The sequence below is a fragment of the Serratia sp. A07 genome (assembly GCF_058725505.1).
On the sequence record NZ_JBZXDO010000021.1, the window covers coordinates 57,134 to 78,675 of the forward strand.

The 21,542-nt window shown below is 62.7% G+C and carries 19 protein-coding genes; 10 read left to right on the plus strand and 9 right to left on the minus strand.

Annotation, left to right across the window (positions count from 1 at the left end; translation table 11 throughout):
• Window positions 1-20: 20 nt before the first annotated feature.
• Window positions 21-593: an elongation factor P-like protein YeiP gene (yeiP, locus tag AC4PR2_RS18995; RefSeq protein ID WP_004935725.1), complete on the minus strand. Its 573-nt coding sequence runs from the start codon at window positions 591-593 to the stop codon at window positions 21-23.
• Window positions 594-719: 126 nt separating this feature from the next.
• Entirely contained in the window at window positions 720-1,964 is a 1,245-nt protein-coding gene (gene mtr / locus AC4PR2_RS19000) for a tryptophan permease (protein WP_443014443.1), read from the minus strand.
• Window positions 1,965-2,228: 264 nt separating this feature from the next.
• Between mtr and AC4PR2_RS19005 the strand changes: the two genes are divergently transcribed.
• Window positions 2,229-2,483, plus strand: a complete 255-nt coding sequence (locus AC4PR2_RS19005; protein WP_019453627.1) for a YkgJ family cysteine cluster protein — start codon at window positions 2,229-2,231, stop codon at window positions 2,481-2,483.
• On the opposite strand, the gene AC4PR2_RS19010 is transcribed toward AC4PR2_RS19005, so the two are convergent.
• From AC4PR2_RS19010 to AC4PR2_RS19025, 4 genes are all read right to left on the minus strand, one after another.
• Complete coding sequence (locus AC4PR2_RS19010; protein ID WP_060439417.1) at window positions 2,480-3,655, minus strand: sugar efflux transporter; 1,176 nt, start codon at window positions 3,653-3,655, stop codon at window positions 2,480-2,482. The two genes, AC4PR2_RS19005 and AC4PR2_RS19010, sit on opposite strands and share 4 nt — an antisense overlap.
• 314 nt (window positions 3,656-3,969) lie before the next feature.
• The gene (torA, locus tag AC4PR2_RS19015; protein WP_070914531.1) at window positions 3,970-6,444 is read right to left on the minus strand and encodes a trimethylamine-N-oxide reductase TorA; all 2,475 of its coding nucleotides are present in this window, start codon (window positions 6,442-6,444) and stop codon (window positions 3,970-3,972) included.
• A gap of 12 nt (window positions 6,445-6,456) precedes the next feature.
• Entirely contained in the window at window positions 6,457-7,617 is a 1,161-nt protein-coding gene (locus AC4PR2_RS19020; protein ID WP_038876287.1) for a NapC/NirT family cytochrome c, read from the minus strand.
• A gap of 233 nt (window positions 7,618-7,850) precedes the next feature.
• The gene (locus tag AC4PR2_RS19025) at window positions 7,851-8,273 is read right to left on the minus strand and encodes a nucleotide triphosphate diphosphatase NUDT15 (RefSeq protein ID WP_046687518.1); all 423 of its coding nucleotides are present in this window, start codon (window positions 8,271-8,273) and stop codon (window positions 7,851-7,853) included.
• A gap of 247 nt (window positions 8,274-8,520) precedes the next feature.
• On the opposite strand from AC4PR2_RS19025, the gene fruB reads away from it, so the two are divergent.
• From fruB to AC4PR2_RS19045, 4 genes are all read left to right on the plus strand, one after another.
• Window positions 8,521-9,654, plus strand: coding sequence for a fused PTS fructose transporter subunit IIA/HPr protein (gene fruB / locus AC4PR2_RS19030; protein WP_492175368.1), 1,134 nt, complete (start codon window positions 8,521-8,523; stop codon window positions 9,652-9,654).
• The gene (fruK, locus tag AC4PR2_RS19035) at window positions 9,651-10,592 is read left to right on the plus strand and encodes a 1-phosphofructokinase (RefSeq protein WP_015378523.1); all 942 of its coding nucleotides are present in this window, start codon (window positions 9,651-9,653) and stop codon (window positions 10,590-10,592) included. Before fruB ends, fruK begins: the two co-directional genes overlap by 4 nt.
• 11 nt (window positions 10,593-10,603) lie before the next feature.
• On the plus strand, window positions 10,604-12,286 hold the full coding sequence (gene fruA / locus AC4PR2_RS19040; RefSeq protein WP_060420216.1) for a PTS fructose transporter subunit IIBC: 1,683 nt from the start codon (window positions 10,604-10,606) through the stop codon (window positions 12,284-12,286).
• A gap of 162 nt (window positions 12,287-12,448) precedes the next feature.
• Window positions 12,449-13,042, plus strand: a complete 594-nt coding sequence (locus AC4PR2_RS19045) for a DJ-1/PfpI family protein (protein ID WP_197847909.1) — start codon at window positions 12,449-12,451, stop codon at window positions 13,040-13,042.
• 19 nt (window positions 13,043-13,061) lie between these two features.
• Here the strand turns inward: AC4PR2_RS19045 and nfo are convergent, their stop codons facing one another.
• Window positions 13,062-13,901 (minus strand): deoxyribonuclease IV, encoded by an 840-nt coding sequence (gene nfo, locus AC4PR2_RS19050; RefSeq protein WP_016926988.1) that lies wholly within the window; start codon window positions 13,899-13,901, stop codon window positions 13,062-13,064.
• 101 nt (window positions 13,902-14,002) lie between these two features.
• The gene (locus tag AC4PR2_RS19055; protein ID WP_060420222.1) at window positions 14,003-15,076 is read right to left on the minus strand and encodes a YeiH family protein; all 1,074 of its coding nucleotides are present in this window, start codon (window positions 15,074-15,076) and stop codon (window positions 14,003-14,005) included.
• Between the two features lie 193 nt (window positions 15,077-15,269).
• Between AC4PR2_RS19055 and AC4PR2_RS19060 the strand changes: the two genes are divergently transcribed.
• The 3 genes from AC4PR2_RS19060 (at window position 15,270) to AC4PR2_RS19070 (ending at window position 18,136) form a co-directional block, all read left to right on the plus strand.
• Window positions 15,270-15,467 carry a hypothetical protein gene (locus tag AC4PR2_RS19060; RefSeq protein ID WP_038877849.1) on the plus strand — a complete coding sequence of 66 codons (198 nt, stop codon included), beginning with the start codon at window positions 15,270-15,272 and terminating at the stop codon, window positions 15,465-15,467.
• 106 nt (window positions 15,468-15,573) lie between these two features.
• On the plus strand, window positions 15,574-16,440 hold the full coding sequence (gene yieE / locus AC4PR2_RS19065) for a DNA-binding transcriptional regulator YeiE (protein ID WP_016926991.1): 867 nt from the start codon (window positions 15,574-15,576) through the stop codon (window positions 16,438-16,440).
• A gap of 217 nt (window positions 16,441-16,657) precedes the next feature.
• The gene (locus tag AC4PR2_RS19070; protein ID WP_025160186.1) at window positions 16,658-18,136 is read left to right on the plus strand and encodes an amino acid permease; all 1,479 of its coding nucleotides are present in this window, start codon (window positions 16,658-16,660) and stop codon (window positions 18,134-18,136) included.
• A gap of 45 nt (window positions 18,137-18,181) precedes the next feature.
• Here the strand turns inward: AC4PR2_RS19070 and AC4PR2_RS19075 are convergent, their stop codons facing one another.
• Window positions 18,182-19,282, minus strand: a complete 1,101-nt coding sequence (locus tag AC4PR2_RS19075; RefSeq protein ID WP_038877854.1) for a GGDEF domain-containing protein — start codon at window positions 19,280-19,282, stop codon at window positions 18,182-18,184.
• Between the two features lie 364 nt (window positions 19,283-19,646).
• On the opposite strand from AC4PR2_RS19075, the gene AC4PR2_RS19080 reads away from it, so the two are divergent.
• Both AC4PR2_RS19080 and AC4PR2_RS19085 read left to right on the plus strand, forming a co-directional pair.
• Window positions 19,647-20,729, plus strand: coding sequence for a FecCD family ABC transporter permease (locus tag AC4PR2_RS19080; RefSeq protein ID WP_100396385.1), 1,083 nt, complete (start codon window positions 19,647-19,649; stop codon window positions 20,727-20,729).
• On the plus strand, window positions 20,726-21,514 hold the full coding sequence (locus AC4PR2_RS19085; RefSeq protein WP_038877856.1) for an ABC transporter ATP-binding protein: 789 nt from the start codon (window positions 20,726-20,728) through the stop codon (window positions 21,512-21,514). The genes AC4PR2_RS19080 and AC4PR2_RS19085 overlap by 4 nt, the downstream gene beginning before the upstream one ends.
• The last annotated feature ends 28 nt before the right edge of the window (window positions 21,515-21,542 follow it).

Sequence of the window (21,542 nt, forward strand, 5' to 3'; positions counted from 1 at the left end):
CTCGGCCCCGCTGGCGCCGACTAGTCGGCGCGGCTCATGTAGCGGCGTTCGGCGATATGAATGCGAATCTTGTCGCCGGCGCTGAGGTATTCCGGCACGTGGATCACCAGGCCGGTCGCCATGGTGGCCGGTTTGTTGCGGGCGCTGGCGGAAGCGCCTTTGATGCCCGGCGCGGTCTCGACGATTTCCATATCCACGGTCTGCGGCAGCTCCAGCGCCAGCACCTGGCCGTCCAGCGTCAGCACCTGCATGCCCGGCAAACCGCCTTCCGGAATGAACAGCAGCTCGTCTTCGATCTGGTCTTTCTTGAAGATGTACGGCGTGTAGTCTTCGTCATCCATGAACACGTATTCTTCGCCGTCGATATAGGAGAAGTTCACCTTGCGGCGCGACAGGGAAATGGTGTCCAGGATATCGTCGCCCTTGAAGCGTTCTTCCACTTTCAGGCCGGTGCGCACGTCGGAGAAGCGCATTTTGTACAGGGTGCTGGCGCCGCGGGCGCTCGGGCTCTGCACGTCGATATCTTTTACCAGCAGCAATTTGCCGTTGTAGCTGATCGCCATGCCGCGCTTAATTTCGTTAGCTCTTGCCATTTCAATTCATCCGCAATGAAGAGTATTAGAGAAGTTGCGACAAGGTACTCGCGCCGCTGATTTCAGGCAATAGCCCGGCGTAAAAACAGTGCGGGAAAGGGAGAGCAGATGCCCTCCCTGCGGGGATTAGTGGAAGACCGGCAGCAGACCGAACAGCGACAGAATATGCGCGGCGGCGTTGATTAGCCCGAACAGGATGACGAACAGGATCACGCCGTTGCCGCCCGGTGCGCGGTATCCCGCCTGTGGATAGCGGCGGCGGCTGGCGCGCGCCATCAGCGCCGGCACGATCACTGCCCAAATGGTGGCCGCCAGCCCGGCGAAGCCGATGGCGTACAGGAAACCGTTCGGGAACAGCAGCGCGGCCAGGGTCGGCGGCACAAAGGTCACCAGCGCGGTCTTGCTGCGTCCGACGGCGTCGTCCTTGAACTTGCAGAAGTCCGCCAGGTAATCGAACAGGCCCAGCGACACGCCGAGGAACGAGCTGGCCAGCGCCATATAGGAGAAGGCGTTCAGCAGTTGGCTGACGGTCTGGCTGCTGGAGACGTTGCCCATTTGCTTGAGCAGGCTGCCGATATTGCCGCCCTCGGCGATCACCTGCTTGAAGGCGTCGCGCGCGATATTGCCCTGAATCACATACTGCCACAGGATGTAGATCGCCAGCGCCAGCAGGGTGCCGTACACCAGGCTGCGCACCACGGAGCCGCTGTCCTTGTGGTAGTACTTCACCAGCCCGGGAATGTTGCCGTGGTAACCGAACGAGGTCAGCAGGTAAGGCAGCGCCGCCAGGGCGTAAGGCAGATAGCTGGCCTGATCATCGTCGGTGTTGAACAGCACCGCAGGCTGCACATGGGTGAACATGTCGCCCACCGACATCACGAAGGTGATCACCATACCGCCGATCAGAATGGTGCTCAGGCGATCGACCGCGCGGGTGGAGAGCCAGACGATAAACGCCACGACCAGCGCGAACACCAGGCCGGCGGTGGTCTGGCCGACGCCGACGATGCCCTCCAGCGTATGCGCGATAATCGAGCCGCCGGCGGAGATATAGGCGTAGGTCAGGATGTACAGCACGAACGCTACCGACAGGCCGTTCACGGCGTTCCAGCCTTTACCCAGCAGATCCTTGACCATGGTGTTGAAGCTGGCGCCGCTCGGATAGTGCAGCGTGGCTTCGAGGATCATCAGGCCGGAAAGCAACATGCAGGCCCAGGTATACACCAGCAGCGCGACGGAGCCGCTGAACCAGACACCGGAAGTGACGATCGGAATGGAAAACATGCCGGCGCCAACGGCGGTTCCGGCAATGATCATCGCGCCGCCGAGGACGGAAGGGCGGGCCAGCTTCTGGATGGTGTCCGTAGACATGCGTGCTCCTGATGGAAGAGGTTCTTTTGTACTAGCTCAATGGTACATGGGTGTATGGCGCATGTAAAGCGGGGGAATTGCACGTTTCACGCGTTTTTATCTGTAAATCAAGGTGTGTTGGGCGTTTATTCGCCATACGATGACGCCGGCCGGCGCAGGGTGATGAGTGTAAAGATCGCCGGGGCGCAGGGATTCTGCTGGCGGCCGCCGCGCGCGGCTGCTATTGTCGCGCTTCTTTTCCCCAGCCCACCAGGAGTAGCGCTGATGGACTGTCGCAGCGACTGCGGCGCCTGCTGTATCGCGCCGTCAATATCCAGCCCGATCCCCGGCATGCCGAACGGCAAGCCCGCCAATACCCGCTGCATTCACCTGGATGAGCAGCTGCGCTGCGGTCTGTTTCATTCGCCGCTGCGGCCGAAAGTGTGCGGCAGCCTGCAGCCGAGCCGCGACATGTGCCACGATCACCGCGATCAGGCGCTGATTTATCTCGCCAGGCTGGAAGCGGACACCGCGCCCTAAGCGTCTTTCAACCGCCACAGGCACAGCGTGGCCCCCACCGTCATCGCCAGCGCGGCGTAAAACACCGCATGGTAGTTCCAGATTTCCGCCACCGCGCCGGCGATCGAGCCGGCGATGATCCAGCCCACCCGGGTGGTGTTGGTGAACAGCGTGGTGGCCGCGCCGGCCTGGCCGGGCATCAAATCCTGAAAATAGAGCATGCCGATCCCCGCCAGCACGCCGATAAACGCCGCATTCAGCAGCTGCAGGGCGATGAGCTGCCAGCTGCCGGTGATAAACAGCAGGCCGCAGTAGAACAGCACGCCGGCGACCACCGCCCCGCGCATCAGGCGGCGTTTGCCGCAGCGCTTCGCCGCCAGTCCGGCGAGCAGCATGACCGGGATCTCCAGCCCGGCGGCGGCGCCCATCAATATCCCGGCCAGCCGCTCCGGTAGCCGCAGCTCGTGCACCACGTACAGCGGCATGTTGATCAGGTACATGCTGTTGGCGGTCCACATCAGGGTGCAGGCGACGAACAGCAGCAGCGAATCGCGGCGGTGCTGCCGCGGTGCGGCCAGGGGCGCGTTCGTCGCCGCGGTTTTCGGCATCGAGGGCAGCCGTTTCCACACCAGCAGGCCGCACAGCACAAAGGCCGCCGCGCCCGCCAGATACATGGCCTTAAAGCCGAAGCCCAGCGCCAGCGCGAAGGCGATCGGCGGGCCAATGACCCAGGCCAGGGAGACCTGGGCGCGCATGATGGAGGTGAACATCACCGCCTCGCGGCCGGTACGGTCGGCATGCTCACGTGCCAGCGCAAACATCTGCGGGTTGGCGGTGGAGCCGAAGCTGGTGAGCACCACGCCGACAATCAGCAGCAGGTAATAGTCGCGGTTCCAGGCGAACAGCGTGAACCCCAGCGCACCCAGCATGCAGCAGAGGAAGATCAGCGATTTGCGGTCGCCTTGTTTATCCGAACGGCCGGCGAGAAACTGGCTGACCAGAATGCCGATCACCGCGCTGCCGGTAAAGAACAGCCCGACCAGCGCCGGCCGTACCTTGACCTCGGTTTCCAGAAACAGGCTCAGCGTCGGGGTTTGCAGGGCGCCGGCGATGCCGGTCAGGAACGCCACCGCCAAAAAGGCCAGCGAAGTGAGATCGGGCGCGCGTCGCGTTATTGCGGATGAAGTCGGCATGGTGGTTGAGAATTCGTCAAAAAAGGAAGGTCGCGCGCATCATACGCCCGTTGAAATGAAACGCAAACCGCTCCCTTGCGGCGAAGGGTAAACGGATATGTCGTGCGGCGACGAGAAAAAAGGGGCGCGTCGCGCCCCCCAGACCGTTGACAAAGGAGGAAAAAACGTGGTTTTTCCTCCTTTGTGGTCATCAGCCGAAAATCAATTTATTGATTTTCCCTGTTTGTTATCCGCTGCTTTCTGCAAACCGGGCAATGACATGAGGTTTGTCATCAACCTCAGGGGCGCGTCGCGCCCCTTTGCTTGCCGCTAAATCAGGCGCCTTGTGGCACCGCGTGCGCGGTATTTTTCAATACCGGCCCCCGATACTTCTCGATCTGCAGCTGCGCCATCTGCCCGCAGTTGCCCTGCGCCAGGCTGGAAGAGCCGATGTCGAAGGTCAGGCAGTTGACGTTGCCGTTCTTGCACAGCGAGCCGGGTTGCGCCGGATCGGCCGGATCGAACCAGGCACCTTCGCTGATGCGCACCACGCCCGGTCGCACGTCTTCGCTGACCACCGCGCCCACCAGGATCTGGCCACGATCGTTGAACGCTCGCACCAGATCGCCGCCGCTGATGCCGCGCGGCTGCGCGTCCTGCGGATGGATCAGGATAGCTTCACGATCCGCTACCGCGTATTTCTCGCGCAGCGGCGTGTTGTCGAGCTGAGAGTGCAGCCGGTTGGTCGGGTGCGCGGTATTGAGCGACAGCGGATATTTGGCCGCTTCCGGCCCGCGATACCACTCGTGCGGCGGCATCCAGGTCGGGATGCCGGGGCAATCCTCGTAATGCATTTTGGCGATGGCGTCGGAGTAGATCTCGATCTTGCCCGACGGCGTGCCCAGCGGGTTCAACAGCGGGTTGTCGCGATAGTCGGCGAAGCGCACCCACTGCGTGTTGGCCTCCGGCACCGGGAAGCGCACGTAGTTGTTGGATTGCCAGAACATGTCGAACGGCGGCAGCGCCACCCGGGCCGCGCGCGCCTGGTTCTTCATGTCGTCGTACATGCCTTTCAGCCACTGGGTTTCGTCTTTGCCCTCGGTAAAGGCCTCCTGCACGCCCAGCCTGGCCGCCATCGCCGAGAAGATGTCGAAGTCGCTGCGCGACTCGTGCTGCGGCGGCACGCATTGATGCATCGGGAACACATAGAGCTGCGAATAGTCGCCGCCCATTTCCAGATCGTTGCGCTCGTAGCTGGTGGTGGCCGGTAGCACGATGTCGGCATGCTTGGCGGTAGCGGTCCAGTAAGGCTCGTTGACCACGATGGTGTCCGGCCGCTGCCAGGCTTTGACCAGGTTATTGGTGTCCTGATGCTGGTGGAAGGTGTTGCCGCCCGCCACATACACCATTTTCACCTCAGGGTAAGTGACCTTGGCACCGTTGAAGTCGATGGTTTTGCCCGGATTGCTCAGGCATTCGGCGATGCGCGCCACCGGGATCGGCGCCGGGGAGTTCTTCGGCGCGTTGCCGGCGGAGATGCCGGCGATGATGCCGCCCTTGGCGGTCGGGCTGCCGCCGGAGGAATAGTGGTAGCTGAAGCCGAAGCCGCCGCCCGGCAGGCCGATCTGGCCGAGCATCGCCGCCACCGTCACCAGCAGCCAGTGCTGCTGTTCGCCGTGGTGCTGGCGCTGAATGCCCCAGCCGCCCATGATCATGGTGCGATGCTTCGCCATCTCGCGCGCCAGACCGCGCAGCGTGTCGGCATCGACGCCGCTGATGTCGGCCGCCCATTCGGCGGTTTTCGCCACGCCGTCGCTCTCGCCCAGCAGGTAGGCCTGGAACTTGTCGAAGCCGACGGTGTAGGTTTTCAGGAAGTCCGGGTTATGCAGCTTCTCGGTCAGCAGCGTGTGGGCGATGCCGATCAGCATGGCGCCGTCGGTATAAGGACGCGGGGCGATCCACTGCGCATTGACGAATTTGGCGCTGTCGCTGTGCACCGGATCGATGCTGATCACCCGGGTGCCTTTCTTCTTCAGCGCCTCGAAGCCGGTCTGGCCGACGTGATCCGGCACGTTCCAGCTGTTTTTCAGCGTGACCATCGGGTTGCAGCCCCACAGGATCACCAGCTCGCTGTTCTCGATCACGTTCGGCCAGGCGGTCTGCTGTTCGTAGACCTCCATCGAACCGACCACGTGCGACATGATCACCTGCGCCGCGCCGGTGGAGTAGTCGCCGGCGTAGCCGAGGAAACCGCCGGTCAGGTTCATCAGGCGCTGCAGCAGCGTGCGGCTGTTGTGCAGCATGCCGACGCTTTTCCAGCCGTAGGAACCGGCGTAGATCGACTGCGGCCCGTGATCTTTTTGCAGGCGAACGATCTCATTGCACACCAGCTCGGTCGCTTTGTCCCAGCTGACGCGCACCCACTCGTCGCGGCCGCGCAGCTCGGTATGGCTGCCGGGGCCGCCTTCCAGCCAGCTTTTACGCACCATCGGGTATTTGATGCGGTTCTCGGCGTGCACCTGATAAGGCGCCATGGTGATCAGCTCATTGGGGTACGGATCGTCCTGCACCGGCTGCACGCCGACCATCTTGCCGTCTTGCACGATGGCCTCGAATGCGCCCCAGTGGGCGCCGGTCAGAATGCCTTTTTGCGCCTGACGCAAGACGATGAATTGCGGCAGCGCTTCGCTGATGGCCTGCGCCAGCGCCGCTTTGGGCCATAAGCCTGCCAGCAGCGGGGCGGCGGCCAGCGCGGCGGCCCCGGTCAGGAAGCGGCGGCGGCTCATTGTTAACGGTTGTTGGTTGCTCATTGCGCTTCTCCCTTAAAGCTTGGCCGGTGCGGCAGGTGGCATGTCGCTGGCGTGTTTTTGTACGTATTGCGTCAGCACGCGCAGCTGTTCCTGCGTCAGCGAGGTGCGCGGCGCCATGCCTTTGATGACGCCGATCCATTGGTTGGCGTTGAAGCGATCGAGCGCGGTCAGCCCGTGGCAACCGGTGCAGTTGGCCGACATCATGTCCGCGGCGTAGCGCCAGATTTTTTGCTGATCGTCGATCAACTGTTTACGCGGCAGCCACACCTGCAGAGAAACCTGATGCCAGACCAGGCCGGTTTCCGCATCGGTCTGGGTGGAGGCGGTCTTCAGCTGTTGGCGCGCGTCTTCACCCAGCAGCACGCTGAGGATGCGTTTGCCCTGCGCGGCGTAGAACACTTCGCTGACGCCGTCCTGCTGCCAGCCGCTGACGGTGGCCAGCACCTTGTCGCCCTCTTGCTTCACCACCTGCACTTCGGTGGACGGCATCAGGTTGCCGGCGTTATGGCTGTCGTTGGCGCCGAGGAAGAACGGCTCGGTGGCGATGGTGTAAAGGGTGGTGGCGTCCGGTGCGGTCAGCGCCGCGGCCTTCGCCAGCTCGGCGGCGCCGGCCTGGGTTTCGCCGCTCATGTCCGGCAGGATGTGGGCCACGCCCTTATGGCAGTCGATGCAGGTCTCGCCCTGTTTGATCGCCACCGGGTGCTGCAGGCGCGCCTCAGGGCGCTGGGCGGTGATGTCCATGGCGTCGTAGCTGTGGCAGGAGCGGCAGGTGGCCGAGTCGTTCTCTTTCAGCGTTTTCCAGACCGACTGCGCCATCGCCAGCTTGTGCGCTTCGTATTTTTCCGGCGTATCGATGGTGCCGACCATCTCGCCGTAAATGTCTTTCACCGCGCGGATTTTGGTCCACAGGTAATCAATCGGCTGGTGCGGCACGTGGCAGTCGGCGCACTCGGCGCGGATGCCCTTGGTGTTTTGGAAGTGGACGCTGCCCTGATATTCGGCCAGCGGTTGTTGCATGGTGTGGCAGGAAACGCAGAAGGCGGTATCGCTGGTTTTATGGAAGACGGTGGCGGTCCCGGCCAACAGCGCCGCGCCGAGGATAATCCCCAGCAGCAAAAGCCATAGCCACCCCCACCGGCGCTTTTTTTCAAAGCCAGTCAGTTTTTTGCTCATGGTAAACCCGCTTATAATTATGAATTTAAAATAAAATCTTGCCAAAAGGCCGCCGACCGGAGGTCAGAATGCCACGTCGATTGCAGGGGTAATAATAGAAGAGGGTTAACCCCATAGGGTTATCCGTAGTCAAAAAAAGGGCATATATCGCAAAAAATAGCGTTATATTCTAATTTATATAGCGGTGAGGCAGTGCGGCAGGGGAAGCGAGCGCAACATGCGCTCGCGATGGGTCAGGCCGTGGGCACATAGGCCTGGCCGCTCAGCCACAGGCGGATGGCGGTGCGGCTGGCTTCGAAATGCGGCTCCGGCAGGGCGTCTGGCGCGCACCAGCGCCACTCGGCGCACTTTTCAGGTTCTTTCAACTCGGCGCTGCCGCCGGGATGATCCACCTGCAGGCAAACAGACACCGTGTGTTTGCCTTCGGCGCGCCAGGTTTGCAGATTGTTGCTGACGCCCACGAAGCGCGGCGGGTCGATAAGCAACCCGGTCTCTTCGGCGATTTCGCGCTGGGCGCACTGCTCGAAGGTTTCGCCGGCCTCCAGATGCCCGCCGGGGATCGACCAAAAGGGCGCGTGCGGGCCGCAGCGTTTGCCCAACAAAATCTCGCCCTGCGGGTTGACGATGATCACCCCGACGCCCGTCACTACGTTCATGCTTTTCTCCGTCAGCAAAGTTTCAGCACAGTATGTCATTTTGCCCCGGCGCTGACCAATGCGCCGGCGAAAGTGTGCGTAAGCTCAAAAATCTGCAATGGCAAAAGGGAGAAAGCTTGCTTTCACCTTGCGCTGCTTACACACTCCTTGAAACGTTTCAGCGTTATCCGGCCGCTTGTGGCGAGCGGGTAACGCTCCTTTTTCTCAATGAAGCTGAAACGATTCAATTCAGCAGGAGAGGAGAATCATGTTCCAGTTGTCACCGCAAGACATTCATCTGGGCGCCGCTGCCGACGGTAAGCAGGAGGCCATCCGCCAGGTGGCCGCCGCCCTGACCGAAGCGGGCTGCGTCAGCGCCGGTTACGTGGACGGCATGCTGCAGCGCGAACTGCAGACGTCCACCTATCTGGGCAACGGCATCGCCATTCCGCACGGCACCACCGATACCCGCGATCTGGTGCTGAAAACCGGTGTGCAGGTATTCCAGTTCCCGCAGGGCATCGCCTGGGGCGAAGGCCAGACCGCCTATGTGGCGATCGGCATCGCCGCCCGCTCCGACGAGCATTTGGCGCTGCTGCGCCAGCTCACGCACGTGCAGAGCGATGACAGCGTGGCGGAGCGGCTGGCGAAAACCACCTCCGCGGAAGAGCTGCGCAGCCTGCTGATGGGCGAACAGCAGAGCGCCGAATTCCAGTTTGACGTTTCGCTGATTGCGCTCGACGTCGCGGCCGACAGCCTGATGACGCTGCAGGCGCTGAATGCCGGCCGGCTGCAAAAGGCCGGCGCGGTCAACGCGCAGTTCGTCAGCGATGCCATCACCCGCAAGCCGCTGAACCTGGGGCAGGGCATCTGGCTGAGCGACAGCGTCGAAGGCAACCTGGCCAGCGCGGCCACCGTCAGCCGTCCGGCGCAGGCTTTCGTGGAAGACGGCGAGCCGGTGGCGCTGCTGCTGACGGTGTCGGTTGCCGATGCGCAGCCGCTGGCGGTGCTCAACTACCTCAGCGACCTGCTGCTGGCCAACAAAGCTGAACGCCTGCTGAAGGCGGATGCCGCCGGGGTGCTGGCGCTGCTGACCAGCGAAGTGGCCGAGGAAAGCAGCGTGCTGAGCGCCGAGTTTGTGATCCGCAACGAGCACGGCCTGCACGCACGGCCGGGCACGGCGCTGGTCAACGTGATCAAAAGTTTCAACAGTGACATCACCGTCACCAACCTGGACGGCAGCGGTAAGCCGGCCAACGGGCGCAGCCTGATGAAGGTGGTGGCGCTGGGCGTGAAGAAAGGGCATCACCTGCGCTGTACCGCCAATGGAGAAGATGCTGAAGCCGCGCTGAAGGCGATTGGCGAAGCGATTAATGAAGGACTGGGCGAGGGCGCAGCATGAGCAGAAGAGTAGCAACGATCACCTTGAACCCGGCGTACGATCTGGTGGGTTTCTGCCCGCAGATCGAGCGCGGGGAAGTCAACCGGGTAAAAACCGCCGGCCTGCACGCCGCCGGTAAGGGTATCAACGTCGCCAAAGTGTTGAAGGATTTGGGCATCGACGTCACCGTCGGCGGTTTCCTGGGCAAAGACAATCAGGACGGTTTCCAGCTGCTGTTCAGCGATCTGGGGATCGCCAACCGCTTCCAGGTGGTGCCGGGCCGCACCCGCATCAACGTCAAGCTGACGGAAAAAGACGGTGAAGTGACCGACTTCAACTTCTCCGGTTTTGAAGTCACACCGCAGGATTGGGATCGCTTCGTCAGCGACTCGCTGAGCTGGCTGGGCCAGTTCGACATGGTGGCGGTGAGCGGCAGCCTGCCGGCCGGCGTCGATCCCGATGCCTTTACCGACTGGATGACCCAGCTGCGCGCCAAGTGCCCGTGCATCATTTTCGACAGCAGCCGCGAAGCGCTGGTCGCCGGGCTGAAGGCCTCGCCGTGGCTGGTGAAGCCGAACCGCCGCGAGCTGGAAATCTGGGCCGGCCGCCCGCTGCCGACGCTGGCGGACGTGGTCGAGGCCGCGCATGCGCTGCGCGAACAGGGCATCGCCCACGTGGTGATCTCCCTCGGCGCGGAAGGTGCGCTGTGGGTTAACGCGTCCGGCGCCTGGATCGCCAAACCGCCGTCCTGTGAGGTGGTCAGCACCGTGGGCGCCGGCGATTCGATGGTCGGGGGCCTGATTTACGGCCTGCTGATGCGCGAATCCAGTGAACATACCCTGCGTCTGGCCACGGCGGTAGCGGCGCTGGCGGTCAGCCAGAGCAACGTCGGCGTGACCGATCGTCCCCAGTTGGCCGCGATGATGGCGCGCGTCGATCTGAAACCTTTCAATCAATAGCAGGAGGCAGAATGAAAACGCTGCTGATGGTAGACAGTTCGCTGGGGCAGGCCCGTGGCCACCTGGCGAAACGCATGCTGGAGGCTGCCGCGGCCAAAACCGGCCTGACGCTGGTCGAGTCGCTGCAGGACGCCGAACTGGTGGCGGTGGCGGGGCAGTCTGCCCCTGCTGACGCCGGGCTGAACGGCAAATTGGTGTATGTGGGCGACGTAGAGCAGGCGGTGCGTGAGCCGGAGGCTTTTCTGGCGCGCGCCAAGGCCGAAGCTGAAACCTATCAGGCACCGCAGGCGGCGCCGGTGAAAGCCGATGGGCAAAAACGCATCGTGGCGATCACCGCTTGCCCAACCGGCGTGGCGCACACCTTTATGGCGGCCGAAGCCATTGAAAGTGAAGCAAAGAAACGCGGCTGGTGGGTGAAGGTGGAAACGCGCGGCTCCGTCGGCGCCGGCAACGCCATCACCCCGGAAGAAGTGGCGGCGGCGGATCTGGTGATCGTCGCGGCGGATATCGAGGTGGATCTGGATAAGTTTGCCGGCAAGCCGATGTACCGCACTTCCACCGGCCTGGCGCTGAAGAAAACCGCCCAGGAACTGGACAAGGCGCTAGCCGAGGCCGAGGTGTTCCAGCCGCAGCAGCGCGGTAGCGCGGCGCCGGCGGGTAAAAAGAAAGAGGGCAATGGCCCGTATCGCCACCTGCTGACCGGCGTGTCCTACATGCTGCCGATGGTGGTGGCCGGCGGTCTGTGTATCGCGCTGTCGTTCGTGTTCGGCATCAAGGCGTTTGAAGTCAAAGGCACGTTGGCGGCGGCGCTGATGCAGATCGGCGGCGGCTCCGCCTTTGCGCTGATGGTGCCGGTATTGGCCGGTTTCATCGCCTTCTCCATCGCGGATCGCCCGGGCCTGACGCCGGGCCTGATCGGCGGCATGCTGGCCGTGAGCACCGGCGCCGGGTTCCTCGGCGGCATCATCGCCGGTTTCCTGGCGGGTTACGTCGCCAAGGCGATCAGCAGCAAGCTGCGTCTGCCGCAGAGCATGGAAGCGCTGAAGCCAATCTTGATCATTCCGCTGGTGGCCAGCCTGATCACCGGTCTTATCATGATTTACGTGGTCGGCACGCCGGTCGCGAAAATCATGGAAGGCCTGACCCATTGGCTGCAGTCGCTGGGCACCGCCAACGCGGTGCTGCTGGGGGCGATTCTCGGCGCGATGATGTGTACCGACATGGGCGGCCCGGTGAACAAAGCGGCCTACGCCTTTGGCGTGGCGCTGCTCAGCTCCTCGGTGTATGCGCCGATGGCGGCGATCATGGCCGCCGGCATGGTGCCTCCGCTGGCGATGGGGCTGGCGACGCTGCTGGCGCGCCACAAGTTCGAGAAATCCGAACGGGAAGGCGGCAAAGCGGCGCTGGTGCTGGGCCTGTGCTTTATCTCTGAAGGGGCGATCCCGTTCGCCGCCCGCGATCCGATGCGCGTGCTGCCTTGCTGCATCGCCGGCGGGGCGCTGACCGGTGCGCTGTCGATGGCGTTCGGTGCCAAACTGATGGCGCCGCACGGCGGGCTGTTCGTGCTGCTGATCCCGGGCGCAATCACGCCGGTGCTGCTGTATCTGGTGGCGATCGCCGCCGGTACCCTGCTGGCGGGCGTGGCTTATGCCCTGCTGAAGCGTGCTGAAACGTCGGTCGCCGCCGCAGCGTAACTGACGTCGGTATCGCCAAAACGCGCAGCCCTGGGTTGCGCGTTTTTGTTTGTGGTTGAGGCAGTTAGCACGATTTATCCCTGGCCAAAAGCCACAACGCTTTCTAAGCTGACAGCGCGACTTTGTTCATGCGAACAAGGAATGACTCAAGGAGATTCATCCGTGGCTAAAAAAGTGGCGATCGTACTGGCATCCGGTTTCGCCGATTGGGAATACGCGCTGATTGCCGGCGTTGGCGGCCCGTTTTATGGGCTGGAGGTAGCGTTTTTTGCGCCGCAGGTCGGAAAGTTTCGCTCGCAGGGCGGGCTGACGGTAGAGGTTGAAAAAAGCGTGGCCGAATTGGCGGATTGGCGCCCCGAGGTGCTGGTGGTGGTCGGCGGTACCCTGTGGGAAACCGAACGGGCGCCGGACATCAGCGCGTTGCTCAACGAGCAGTTTCAACGCGGCGCAACCTTGGCGGGCATTTGCGGTGGAACGTTGGCGCTGGCGCGGGCCGGCCTGTTGAACGGCAGGGCGCATACCTCCAACGATGCCGGGTTTTTGACGCGCCATGCTGAGGGCTACACCGGGCAGCGCCATTTCGTTGCGAGCGCCGCCGCCGTCGTGGATGACCGTGTCATTACGGCACCGGGATCGGCGCCGGTCAGCTTTACCGCCGCCGTGTTCAGGGCTGCGGGCCTGGATGAAGAGACGCTGCGTCAGTTCAGCGCCATGCTGGCGGCGGAGCACGCGGTGGGGGAAACCGCTCGCGCCTAGGCGAGCGGCCAGAGGTGGGTTACTGCTGCGCCTTCAGCCAGGCGATCTCTTCCGCCCAGATATCCGGATTTACCGTTTCCAGAATCAGCGGGATATTGTCGAAACGCGGATCGCGCATGATGTAGCTGAACACCGTTTTGCCGATGTTGCCCTCTCCCAGGCTGTGGTGGCGGTCGACGCGGCTGTTGAACTCGCTCTTGGCATCGTTCAGGTGCATGCCGCGCAGGTAGTTGAAACCGACGATGTCGCCAAGCTGCTTAAAAGTGCGCTCGCACTCTTCTTCGGTACGCAGATCGTATCCGGCGGCGAAGGCGTGGCAGGTGTCGATGCAAACGCCGACGCGGCTCTTGTCTTCCACGCCGTCGATGATCGCCGCCAGATGTTCGAATTTGAAGCCCAGGTTGCTGCCCTGGCCGGCGGTGTTTTCGATCACCGCCGTCACGCCGGCGGTTTTGTCCAGCGCGATGTTGATCGATTCGGCGATGCGCGCTAGGCACTTGTCTTCATCGATTTGCAGCAGGTGGCTGCCCGGGTGGAAGTTCAGCAGCGTCAGCCCCAGCTGTTCGCAGCGCTGCAACTCGTCGATAAACGCCTCGCGCGATTTTTCCAACGCCTCGGCCACCGGGTGGCCCAGGTTGATCAGGTAGCTGTCGTGCGGCAGGATTTGCCCCGGCCCGAAGCCGTACTGCGCGCAGGCGCTCTTGAACTTATCGATCACGTCGGCGGCCAGCGGCGCGGCCTTCCATTGACGCTGATTTTTGGTGAACAGGGCGAACGCGGTCGCCTCCAATTCGTGCGCGCGGATAACCGCCTGATCCACGCCGCCTGACGCGCTGACATGTGCACCGACAAACTTCATCTTCATTCTCCTGTGTTATCGGTGACATTATGGCATTGATGGCGGGCGGATTGAATGATGAAAAGCGGCGGCCCGCCGAAGCGGGCCGCTGAAGGGGATGATTAGAGCCAGTGTTGCACCAGCTGGTTTATCGCGCCGCCGCCGACCAGCAGCCAGACGAACAGCAGCGTGGCCAACAGAATCGGTTTCATCCCGGCCTGGCGCACGGCGCTGATGTGGGTGGTCAGCCCCAACGCCGCCATCGCCATCGCCAGCATCCAAGTGTCGGCGGTGATCAGATGGTGCACCAGCGTGGCCGGCAGCAGGTTGAAGGAGTTCAGCCCGGCGACGGCGATAAACAGCACGGCAAACCACGGAATGGTGATGGCGGATTTTTCCGCCTTGCCTGCGCTGCCGCGGCTGATGTAGCCCGACAGCAGCAGCAGGAACGGCGCCAGCATCATCACGCGGATCATCTTGGCGATCACCGCCGCATTTTCGGCGTCCGGCCCAATGGCGTGCCCGGCCGCAACCACCTGAGCCACTTCGTGGATGGTGGAGCCGGCGTAGATGCCGAAGGTTTCCTGGCTGAACGGCAGCCACTGGAAGTGTTCATTCAGCTGATACAGCCATGGGTAGGCGAAGATCGCCAGGGTGCCGAACACCACCACGGTCGAGACCGCCACCGCCACTTTGCTGGAGTCGGCCTTCAGCACCGGCTCGGTGGCCATCACCGCCGCCGCGCCGCAAATGCTGCTGCCGGCGCCGATCAGCATCGCGGTCTGGCTGTCGATGCCAAACACTTTCTTGCCGAGCCAGCAGGCCAGCAGGAAGGTGGTGGTCAGGGTCAGCGCATCGATGATGATGCCGCTGGCGCCCACGTCGGCGATTTGCTGAAAGGTCAGGCGGAAGCCGTAAAGGATAATGCCCAGACGCAGCAGGCGTTGTTTGGCCAGCTGTACGCCGCCGTGACAAACGGTTTGCCAGCGGGGATACAGCGTGTTGCCCACCAGAATGCCGAACAGGATCGCCAGCGTCAGCGCCCCCAGGCCCAGCTCCGCCACCCAGGGAATGTCGCCGGCCCAGACGGCCAGCGCGGTGAGCGCGCCGGTGAGCGCCAGCCCCGGCACCAGGCGCGGCAGGCCGAACAGCGGAAAGCGTCGCTCGGGATAAGTGTGAGTGGTATCAGTCGCCATAAAAGTCAGTCCTTCAGTCTGTTTCTTGCTGCTAAGAGTACGTTTGGGCTGAATAAAAGAGAAATTGATTATATATTTATAACCTATCTGAATAAGTGGTATGGCGTCAGGCATTGGCATAAAGCCGCATTGCGGCTAGGGTGAGGAGGAGCGGCGAGCCGCCGTCAACTTTCCAACTGAACAGGAGCAGGCGATGGATACCGACGATCAACGCAGAGAGCAGATAGACCAGGAAGTGGGGCGCGCGGTGCGGCGGTTGATTGAAGAAAACAAGGTGGTCGATCGCGATCGCCTGGTGGCGATGCTGCAATTAATACAGCGGGACGAAGCCGGCACGCCGCGCGAGGCGGTGCTGGCCGCGGCGGCGCAGCTGGTCGCCTTGGGCAAGTAACGCGCCGAATTGGCCGTAAACCGGGTAGCCTCGCCGGGCTACCCACATCATGTTGACATCATTTTGTGGTTCTCTGGCAGAACCCTTTTTCACTACCGGGACGGCTATGCATATCACGTTGCGTCAACTGGAAGTCTTCACCGAAGTGCTGAAAAGCGGTTCGACCACTCAGGCCTCGGTGGTGCTGGCGCTGTCGCAGTCGGCGGTCAGCGCGGCGCTGGCGGATCTGGAGGGGCAACTGGGCGTGCAGCTGTTCGATCGCGTCGGCAAACGGCTGGTGATCAACGAGCACGGCCGGTTGTTGTATCCCAAGGCGCTGGCGCTGCTGGAGCAGGCGGGGGAAATCGAGCAGCTGTTTCGCCATGACGGCGGGGCGCTGCGCATCGCCGCCAGCAGCACCATCGGCAACTACATGCTGCCGGAGATGATCGCCCGTTACCGCCGGGACTTTCCGGCCACGCCGCTGGAGCTGAACGTCGGCAACAGCCAGGACGTGATCGTGGCGGTGGCAGATTTCCGCGTCGATCTGGGGCTGATCGAAGGGCCTTGCCATATGCCGGAGCTGGTGACGCAGCCGTGGCTGGAGGACGAGCTGGTGGTGTTCGCCGCGCCGGACAACCCGCTGACCCGTCAACCGCCGACGCTCGAGGCGTTGGCCAATGCGCCGTGGATCTTGCGCGAGCGCGGTTCGGGCACCCGCGAGGTGCTGGATCATCTGCTGTTGGCGCACCTGCCGCACTTCCAGCTGGTGATGGAGCTCGGCAACTCGGAGGCTATCAAGCACGCGGTGCGGCACGGCATCGGCATCAGCTGCCTGTCGCGGCGGGTGGTGGCGGAACAGCTGGCCAGCGGCGCGCTGGTAGAACTGCCGGTACCGCTGCCGCCGCTGCGGCGCACCCTGTACCTGATCCGCCATCGGCAAAAGCACATTTCCAACGCATTACAGCGTTTTCTCAGCTATTGCGCGCTGTAATCGGCAGCGCGTCACGCCCTCTGCTGCCGCGCAGGCCGGAAAAAGCATAAAAACCTGCGCGCGCTCACATTAATGAGAGTAAGTAAGGCCATAAGGGCCGCGGCTAATAATTGCCTCTGAATTATGAAGCTATCTTATATCAGTGCAATGTTGCTAGTTCACCGGCGGGTATTTGTTACAATCCGCCCTCATTTTTCAAAGAGCAGATAGGGTACGAATGGCTCAGCAGGATATAAAAACATCGGGGCAGCAAGCACCCGGATTGCGCCGCGAGCTGAAAGCCCGGCATTTGACCATGATCGCCATCGGCGGCTCCATCGGCACCGGCCTGTTCGTCGCCTCGGGGGCCACGGTTTCTCAGGCAGGCCCCGGCGGAGCGCTGCTGTCTTACGCGCTGATCGGTTTGATGGTGTACTTCCTGATGACCAGCCTGGGCGAACTGGCGGCCTTTATGCCGGTCTCCGGTTCATTCTCCACCTACGGCGCCAAATACGTGGAAGAAGGCTTCGGCTTCGCGCTGGGCTGGAACTACTGGTACAACTGGGCGGTGACCATCGCCGTTGACCTGGTGGCCTCGCAGTTGGTGATGAGCTACTGGTTCCCGGACACCCCCGGCTGGATCTGGAGCGCGCTGTTCCTCGGCCTGATGTTCCTGCTGAACTACATTTCGGTGAAAGGGTTCGGCGAGGCGGAATACTGGTTCGCGCTGATCAAGGTCAGCACCGTGATTATCTTCATCGCCGTCGGCGTGCTGATGATCGTCGGCATTCTGAAGGGTGGCGAGCACGCCGGCTGGCAGAACTGGACGATAGGGGACGCGCCGTTCGCCGGTGGCTTCTCGGCGATGATCGGCGTGGCCATGATCGTCGGCTTCTCGTTCCAGGGCACCGAACTCATCGGCATCGCGGCCGGCGAATCGGAAAACCCGGGTAAAAACATCCCGCGCGCGGTGCGTCAGGTGTTCTGGCGTATCCTGCTGTTCTATATCTTCGCCATTCTGATCATCAGCCTGATCATTCCGTATACCGATCCGAGCCTGCTGCGCAACGACGTGAAGGACATCAGCGTCAGCCCGTTCACCCTGGTGTTCCAGCATGCCGGCCTGCTGTCGGCGGCGGCGGTGATGAACGCGGTGATCCTGACGGCGGTGCTGTCGGCCGGTAACTCGGGCATGTACGCCTCTACCCGCATGCTGTTCACCCTGGCGTCGGAAGGCAAGGCGCCGCGCATCTTCGCCAAGCTGTCGAAAGGCGGCGTGCCGCGCAACGCGCTGTACGCGACCTGCGTGGTGGCCGGGCTGTGCTTCCTGACGTCGATGTTCGGCAACCAGTCGGTTTACCTGTGGCTGCTGAATACCTCGGGCATGACCGGTTTCATCGCCTGGTTGGGCATCGCCATCAGCCACTATCGCTTCCGTCGCGGTTACATGCTGCAGGGGCGCGATCTGAACGACTTGCCGTACCGTTCCGGGTTCTTCCCGCTGGGGCCGATCTTCGCCTTCGTGCTGTGCCTGATCATTACCCTGGGCCAGAACTACCAGGCCTTCCTGCAAGACAAGATCGACTGGTACGGCGTGACCGCGACCTACATCGGCATTCCGCTGTTCCTGCTGATCTGGTTTGGTTACAAGCTGTCGCGCGGCACCCGCGTCGTGAAGTACAGCGAAATGGAATTCCCGAAGATGGACGTGAAGTAATTTTCGGAGAGTGAGACGCGGCGGGGGTTCCCGCCGCGTGTGGTTTTACTTTTTCCCGCCTTTGGCTTCCGCCAGCGCCTGCTGCGCCGAGCTCATCAAATCTTCCACCGTCGCATAATCCTGCGTCAACGCCAAAATGCCGGCGTTGAGCTGCATGTTCACCTCGCCGAATGCGCCAAAATCGTAGGGCGCCTCCAGCGGCGGCACGATGCGCGCGAGGAACTCGCTTTCCGCGCCGTAGGGCAGATCGTGCACCAGTATCAAAAACAGGCCGCCGGTATAGCGGCAGACGTAGTCGCTGGGGCGGATCAGCGTCTTGAGGCGCTCGCCGACGGTGCGCAGCACGTCATCGCCAATCTGGACGCCGTGGCTTTGGTAGAGCGCAGCCAGCGGACCGAACTCAAGAATGAACAGGTGGGAGATCGTCTGCGCCGCTGCGGGGCGGCAGATGCTGCGCATCACCACCTCGCCGCCCGCTCGGTTGAGGAAGCCGGTCAGGCGATCGCGGTGCGACGCCTGCTGCTTCTCCCAAGCCAGCGTGACGTGCTGTACCCGCTGACGGTGGTAGCGAGCGATCATGCCATGGGCCAGCACCAGCCACAGCGGCGCGAGGTCCGCCAGGACAAACAGGTTTTGCACGCGCGACAGCGGTGCCGCCAGCAGGTAGGGCAGCGTCAGCGCGATCACCTCAAGCAGCGCGAAGCGCGGCGCGGCGGCGTGGCGCTGCATCAGCCAGCAGGCCAGGGCGGTGATCGTCAGCCCGGCGAACAGGATTAAAACGAAGCGGCCTGACAGCATCGCCAGCGCGGCGCTGGCGCCGACCAGCAGCATCCACAGCAGCACCGTCACCAGCATGGCGTCCGGCCAGGCGGGTTGGCGCCGCTGCGCCAACCCGGCGCGTCCGGCGGTTAACAGCAACAGCAGCAGCAGCAAACCGATGCCGACCAGCCGCTGGTTCAGCCAGGCATACCCCACCAACAGCGCCGCCGGCCCCACGGCATTCAGCCAGGGGGTGAGGGGAGAGGGCGTCAGCGTGAGCCGCAGCTGACGTTGAAACGGCTCGTCGTCGGCGTGCAGCGGGCTGTACAACAGCCAGTTCAGCAGCGCCGGGCGTTTGGGCGTTACCGCCGGAGATGGACTTCTCATTACAGCCTCGTCAATAAAGGCCGCTCTTGCGGCGGCCTGAAGGTTTTTTGCACGCGCGGTGCTGTGGTTTTGGATTCTAAGTGGTTTTTTCGTTATTTGTCAGAGTCTGGTCGGATCAGGAATAACTTTCAGAATAATGAACCTAATGGCCGTTGGCGGGGTAAAGGTGAGGGGATGAAAAATGGCGATAGAAAACAATTTATTACATTTTCATAACGCCGTTTTCACCTATTGATATGATTGATAAGTATTATCGTTTGCTTTATTGTTAACGGCTGCGCGCAGGCTGTCGCCGCGCGCTTTCCGGTTTACGGCGGACGCTTTCGCGCCGCTGTCATGATGGTTGTAACAGGTATCCTAACTAATGAGCGTATCCACCGATCCCACGACTGAAGCCAAGGGGCAACCCGACGCCGGCGTGATGGGGCGTTATCAGCATATTCTTCGCCATCGCCTGTTGATGATGGGCGCGTTGGCACTGGCAATCCTGGGCTCGCTGCTGCTGGATTTCACCATGGGGCCGTCCGGGCTGACGCTGTCGTCCTTATGGCAAACGCTGCTCGATCCCGCTGCGGCCGATGCCGGCACGCGGGTGATCGTCTGGGACATCCGCTTGCCTTACGCGCTGATGGCGGTGGTGGTGGGCTTTGCGCTCGGCCTGGCCGGGGCGGAAATGCAGACCATCCTGAATAACCCGCTGGCCAGCCCCTTTACCCTCGGCGTGTCTTCCGCCGCGGCCTTTGGTGCCGCGCTGGCGATCGTGCTCGGCATCGGCATTCCGGGCATTCCCGATCAGTGGTTCATCTCTGCCAACGCCTTTATCTTTGCGCTGTTCGCCGCGCTGATGCTCGACGGCATCACGCGCTGGACGCGGGTCGCCACCTCCGGCGTGGTGCTGTTCGGCATCGCGCTGGTGTTTACCTTCAACGCGCTGGTATCGATGATGCAGTTCATCGCCAGCGAGGACACGCTGCAGGGGCTGGTGTTCTGGACCATGGGCAGCCTGGCGCGCGCCTCGTGGGACAAGCTGGGCATCCTGTTCGGCGTATTCGCCGTGCTGCTGCCGCTGTCGATGATGAGCTCGTGGAAACTGACCGCGCTGCGTCTGGGTGAAGACCGGGCGGTGAGCTTCGGTATCGACGTGCGCCGTCTGCGGCTGGCCACGCTGCTGCGCATCAGCATTCTCTCGGCGCTGGCGGTGGCCTTCGTCGGGCCGATCGGCTTTATCGGCCTGGTGGCGCCGCACATTGCCCGCATGATCTTCGGCGAAGATCACCGCTTCTATCTGCCGGCCAGCGCGCTGATTGGCGCGCTGGTGTTGTCGATGGCCTCGGTGGCGTCGAAAAATCTGGTGCCCGGGGTGATCATTCCGGTGGGCATCGTCACGTCGCTGGTCGGGGTGCCGTTCTTCCTGAGCATTATTCTGCGCCACCGGGGGAACGTATGATCCAGGGCTTACGAATAGAAAACTTCTCGGCGGGCTACCCGAAGCGCCCGGTGATCGACGATCTCTCGGTGCCGATGCTGCCGCGCGGGCAAATCACCGTGCTGCTGGGGCCGAACGGCAGCGGAAAATCGACGCTGCTGCGCTCGCTGGCCGGGCTGAACCCGGCGCAGGGCAAGCTGTGGCTGGACGACGGCGATCTGATGCAGATGCCGTTCGCCCGTCGGGCGGAGAAAGTGGTCTATCTGCCGCAGTCGCTGCCCGCCGGGGTGCATCTGCACGTGCTGGAGTCGATCATCGTGGCGCAGCGCGCCTCGGGCGGGCGCAGCAACGCCGGCAGCGAAGCGGAAGTGATGGCCCTGCTGGAGCAGTTGGGCATCGCTCACCTGGCGCTGAGCTACCTCGATCAACTGTCCGGCGGCCAGAAACAGCTGGTGGGATTGGCGCAGTCGCTGATCCGTCAGCCCTCGCTACTGCTGCTGGATGAGCCGCTGAGCGCGCTCGATCTCAACTATCAGTTCCACGTGATGGATTTGGTGCGCCGCGAAACCCGCAAGCGCAATATCGTGACGGTGGTGGTAGTGCACGACATCAATATCGCGCTGCGCCACGGCGACCACGTGCTGATGCTACAGGATGGCGATCTGATCGCCGACGGTGCGCCGGAGCAGGTGATTACGCCGCAGAGCCTGGCGCGGGTCTACGGCGTGCGCGGGCGCATCGAACGCTGCTCGCAGGGCACGCCGCAGGTGCTGATAGACGGGCTGGTAAACCAGCCGACGATTTAACCCAAGAAAAAGCCCGGCATCGCCGGGC

What these genes read in the sequence shown, in the direction of transcription:
- AC4PR2_RS19005 (WP_019453627.1), top strand. Translation starts at nt 2,229, where the DNA reads ATGGACTGTCGCAGCGACTGCGGCGCCTGCTGTATCGCGCCGTCAATA.
- AC4PR2_RS19075 (WP_038877854.1), bottom strand. Translation starts at nt 19,282, where the DNA reads ATGAGAAGTCCATCTCCGGCGGTAACGCCCAAACGCCCGGCGCTGCTG.
- torA (WP_070914531.1), bottom strand. Translation starts at nt 6,444, where the DNA reads ATGAGCAACCAACAACCGTTAACAATGAGCCGCCGCCGCTTCCTGACC.
- AC4PR2_RS19085 (WP_038877856.1), top strand. Translation starts at nt 20,726, where the DNA reads ATGATCCAGGGCTTACGAATAGAAAACTTCTCGGCGGGCTACCCGAAG.
- AC4PR2_RS19025 (WP_046687518.1), bottom strand. Translation starts at nt 8,273, where the DNA reads ATGAACGTAGTGACGGGCGTCGGGGTGATCATCGTCAACCCGCAGGGC.
- AC4PR2_RS19060 (WP_038877849.1), top strand. Translation starts at nt 15,270, where the DNA reads ATGGATACCGACGATCAACGCAGAGAGCAGATAGACCAGGAAGTGGGG.
- mtr (WP_443014443.1), bottom strand. Translation starts at nt 1,964, where the DNA reads ATGTCTACGGACACCATCCAGAAGCTGGCCCGCCCTTCCGTCCTCGGC.
- AC4PR2_RS19070 (WP_025160186.1), top strand. Translation starts at nt 16,658, where the DNA reads ATGGCTCAGCAGGATATAAAAACATCGGGGCAGCAAGCACCCGGATTG.
- AC4PR2_RS19010 (WP_060439417.1), bottom strand. Translation starts at nt 3,655, where the DNA reads ATGCCGACTTCATCCGCAATAACGCGACGCGCGCCCGATCTCACTTCG.
- AC4PR2_RS19055 (WP_060420222.1), bottom strand. Translation starts at nt 15,076, where the DNA reads ATGGCGACTGATACCACTCACACTTATCCCGAGCGACGCTTTCCGCTG.
- fruK (WP_015378523.1), top strand. Translation starts at nt 9,651, where the DNA reads ATGAGCAGAAGAGTAGCAACGATCACCTTGAACCCGGCGTACGATCTG.
- yeiP (WP_004935725.1), bottom strand. Translation starts at nt 593, where the DNA reads ATGGCAAGAGCTAACGAAATTAAGCGCGGCATGGCGATCAGCTACAAC.
- nfo (WP_016926988.1), bottom strand. Translation starts at nt 13,901, where the DNA reads ATGAAGTTTGTCGGTGCACATGTCAGCGCGTCAGGCGGCGTGGATCAG.
- AC4PR2_RS19080 (WP_100396385.1), top strand. Translation starts at nt 19,647, where the DNA reads ATGAGCGTATCCACCGATCCCACGACTGAAGCCAAGGGGCAACCCGAC.
- AC4PR2_RS19020 (WP_038876287.1), bottom strand. Translation starts at nt 7,617, where the DNA reads ATGAGCAAAAAACTGACTGGCTTTGAAAAAAAGCGCCGGTGGGGGTGG.
- fruA (WP_060420216.1), top strand. Translation starts at nt 10,604, where the DNA reads ATGAAAACGCTGCTGATGGTAGACAGTTCGCTGGGGCAGGCCCGTGGC.
- fruB (WP_492175368.1), top strand. Translation starts at nt 8,521, where the DNA reads ATGTTCCAGTTGTCACCGCAAGACATTCATCTGGGCGCCGCTGCCGAC.
- yieE (WP_016926991.1), top strand. Translation starts at nt 15,574, where the DNA reads ATGCATATCACGTTGCGTCAACTGGAAGTCTTCACCGAAGTGCTGAAA.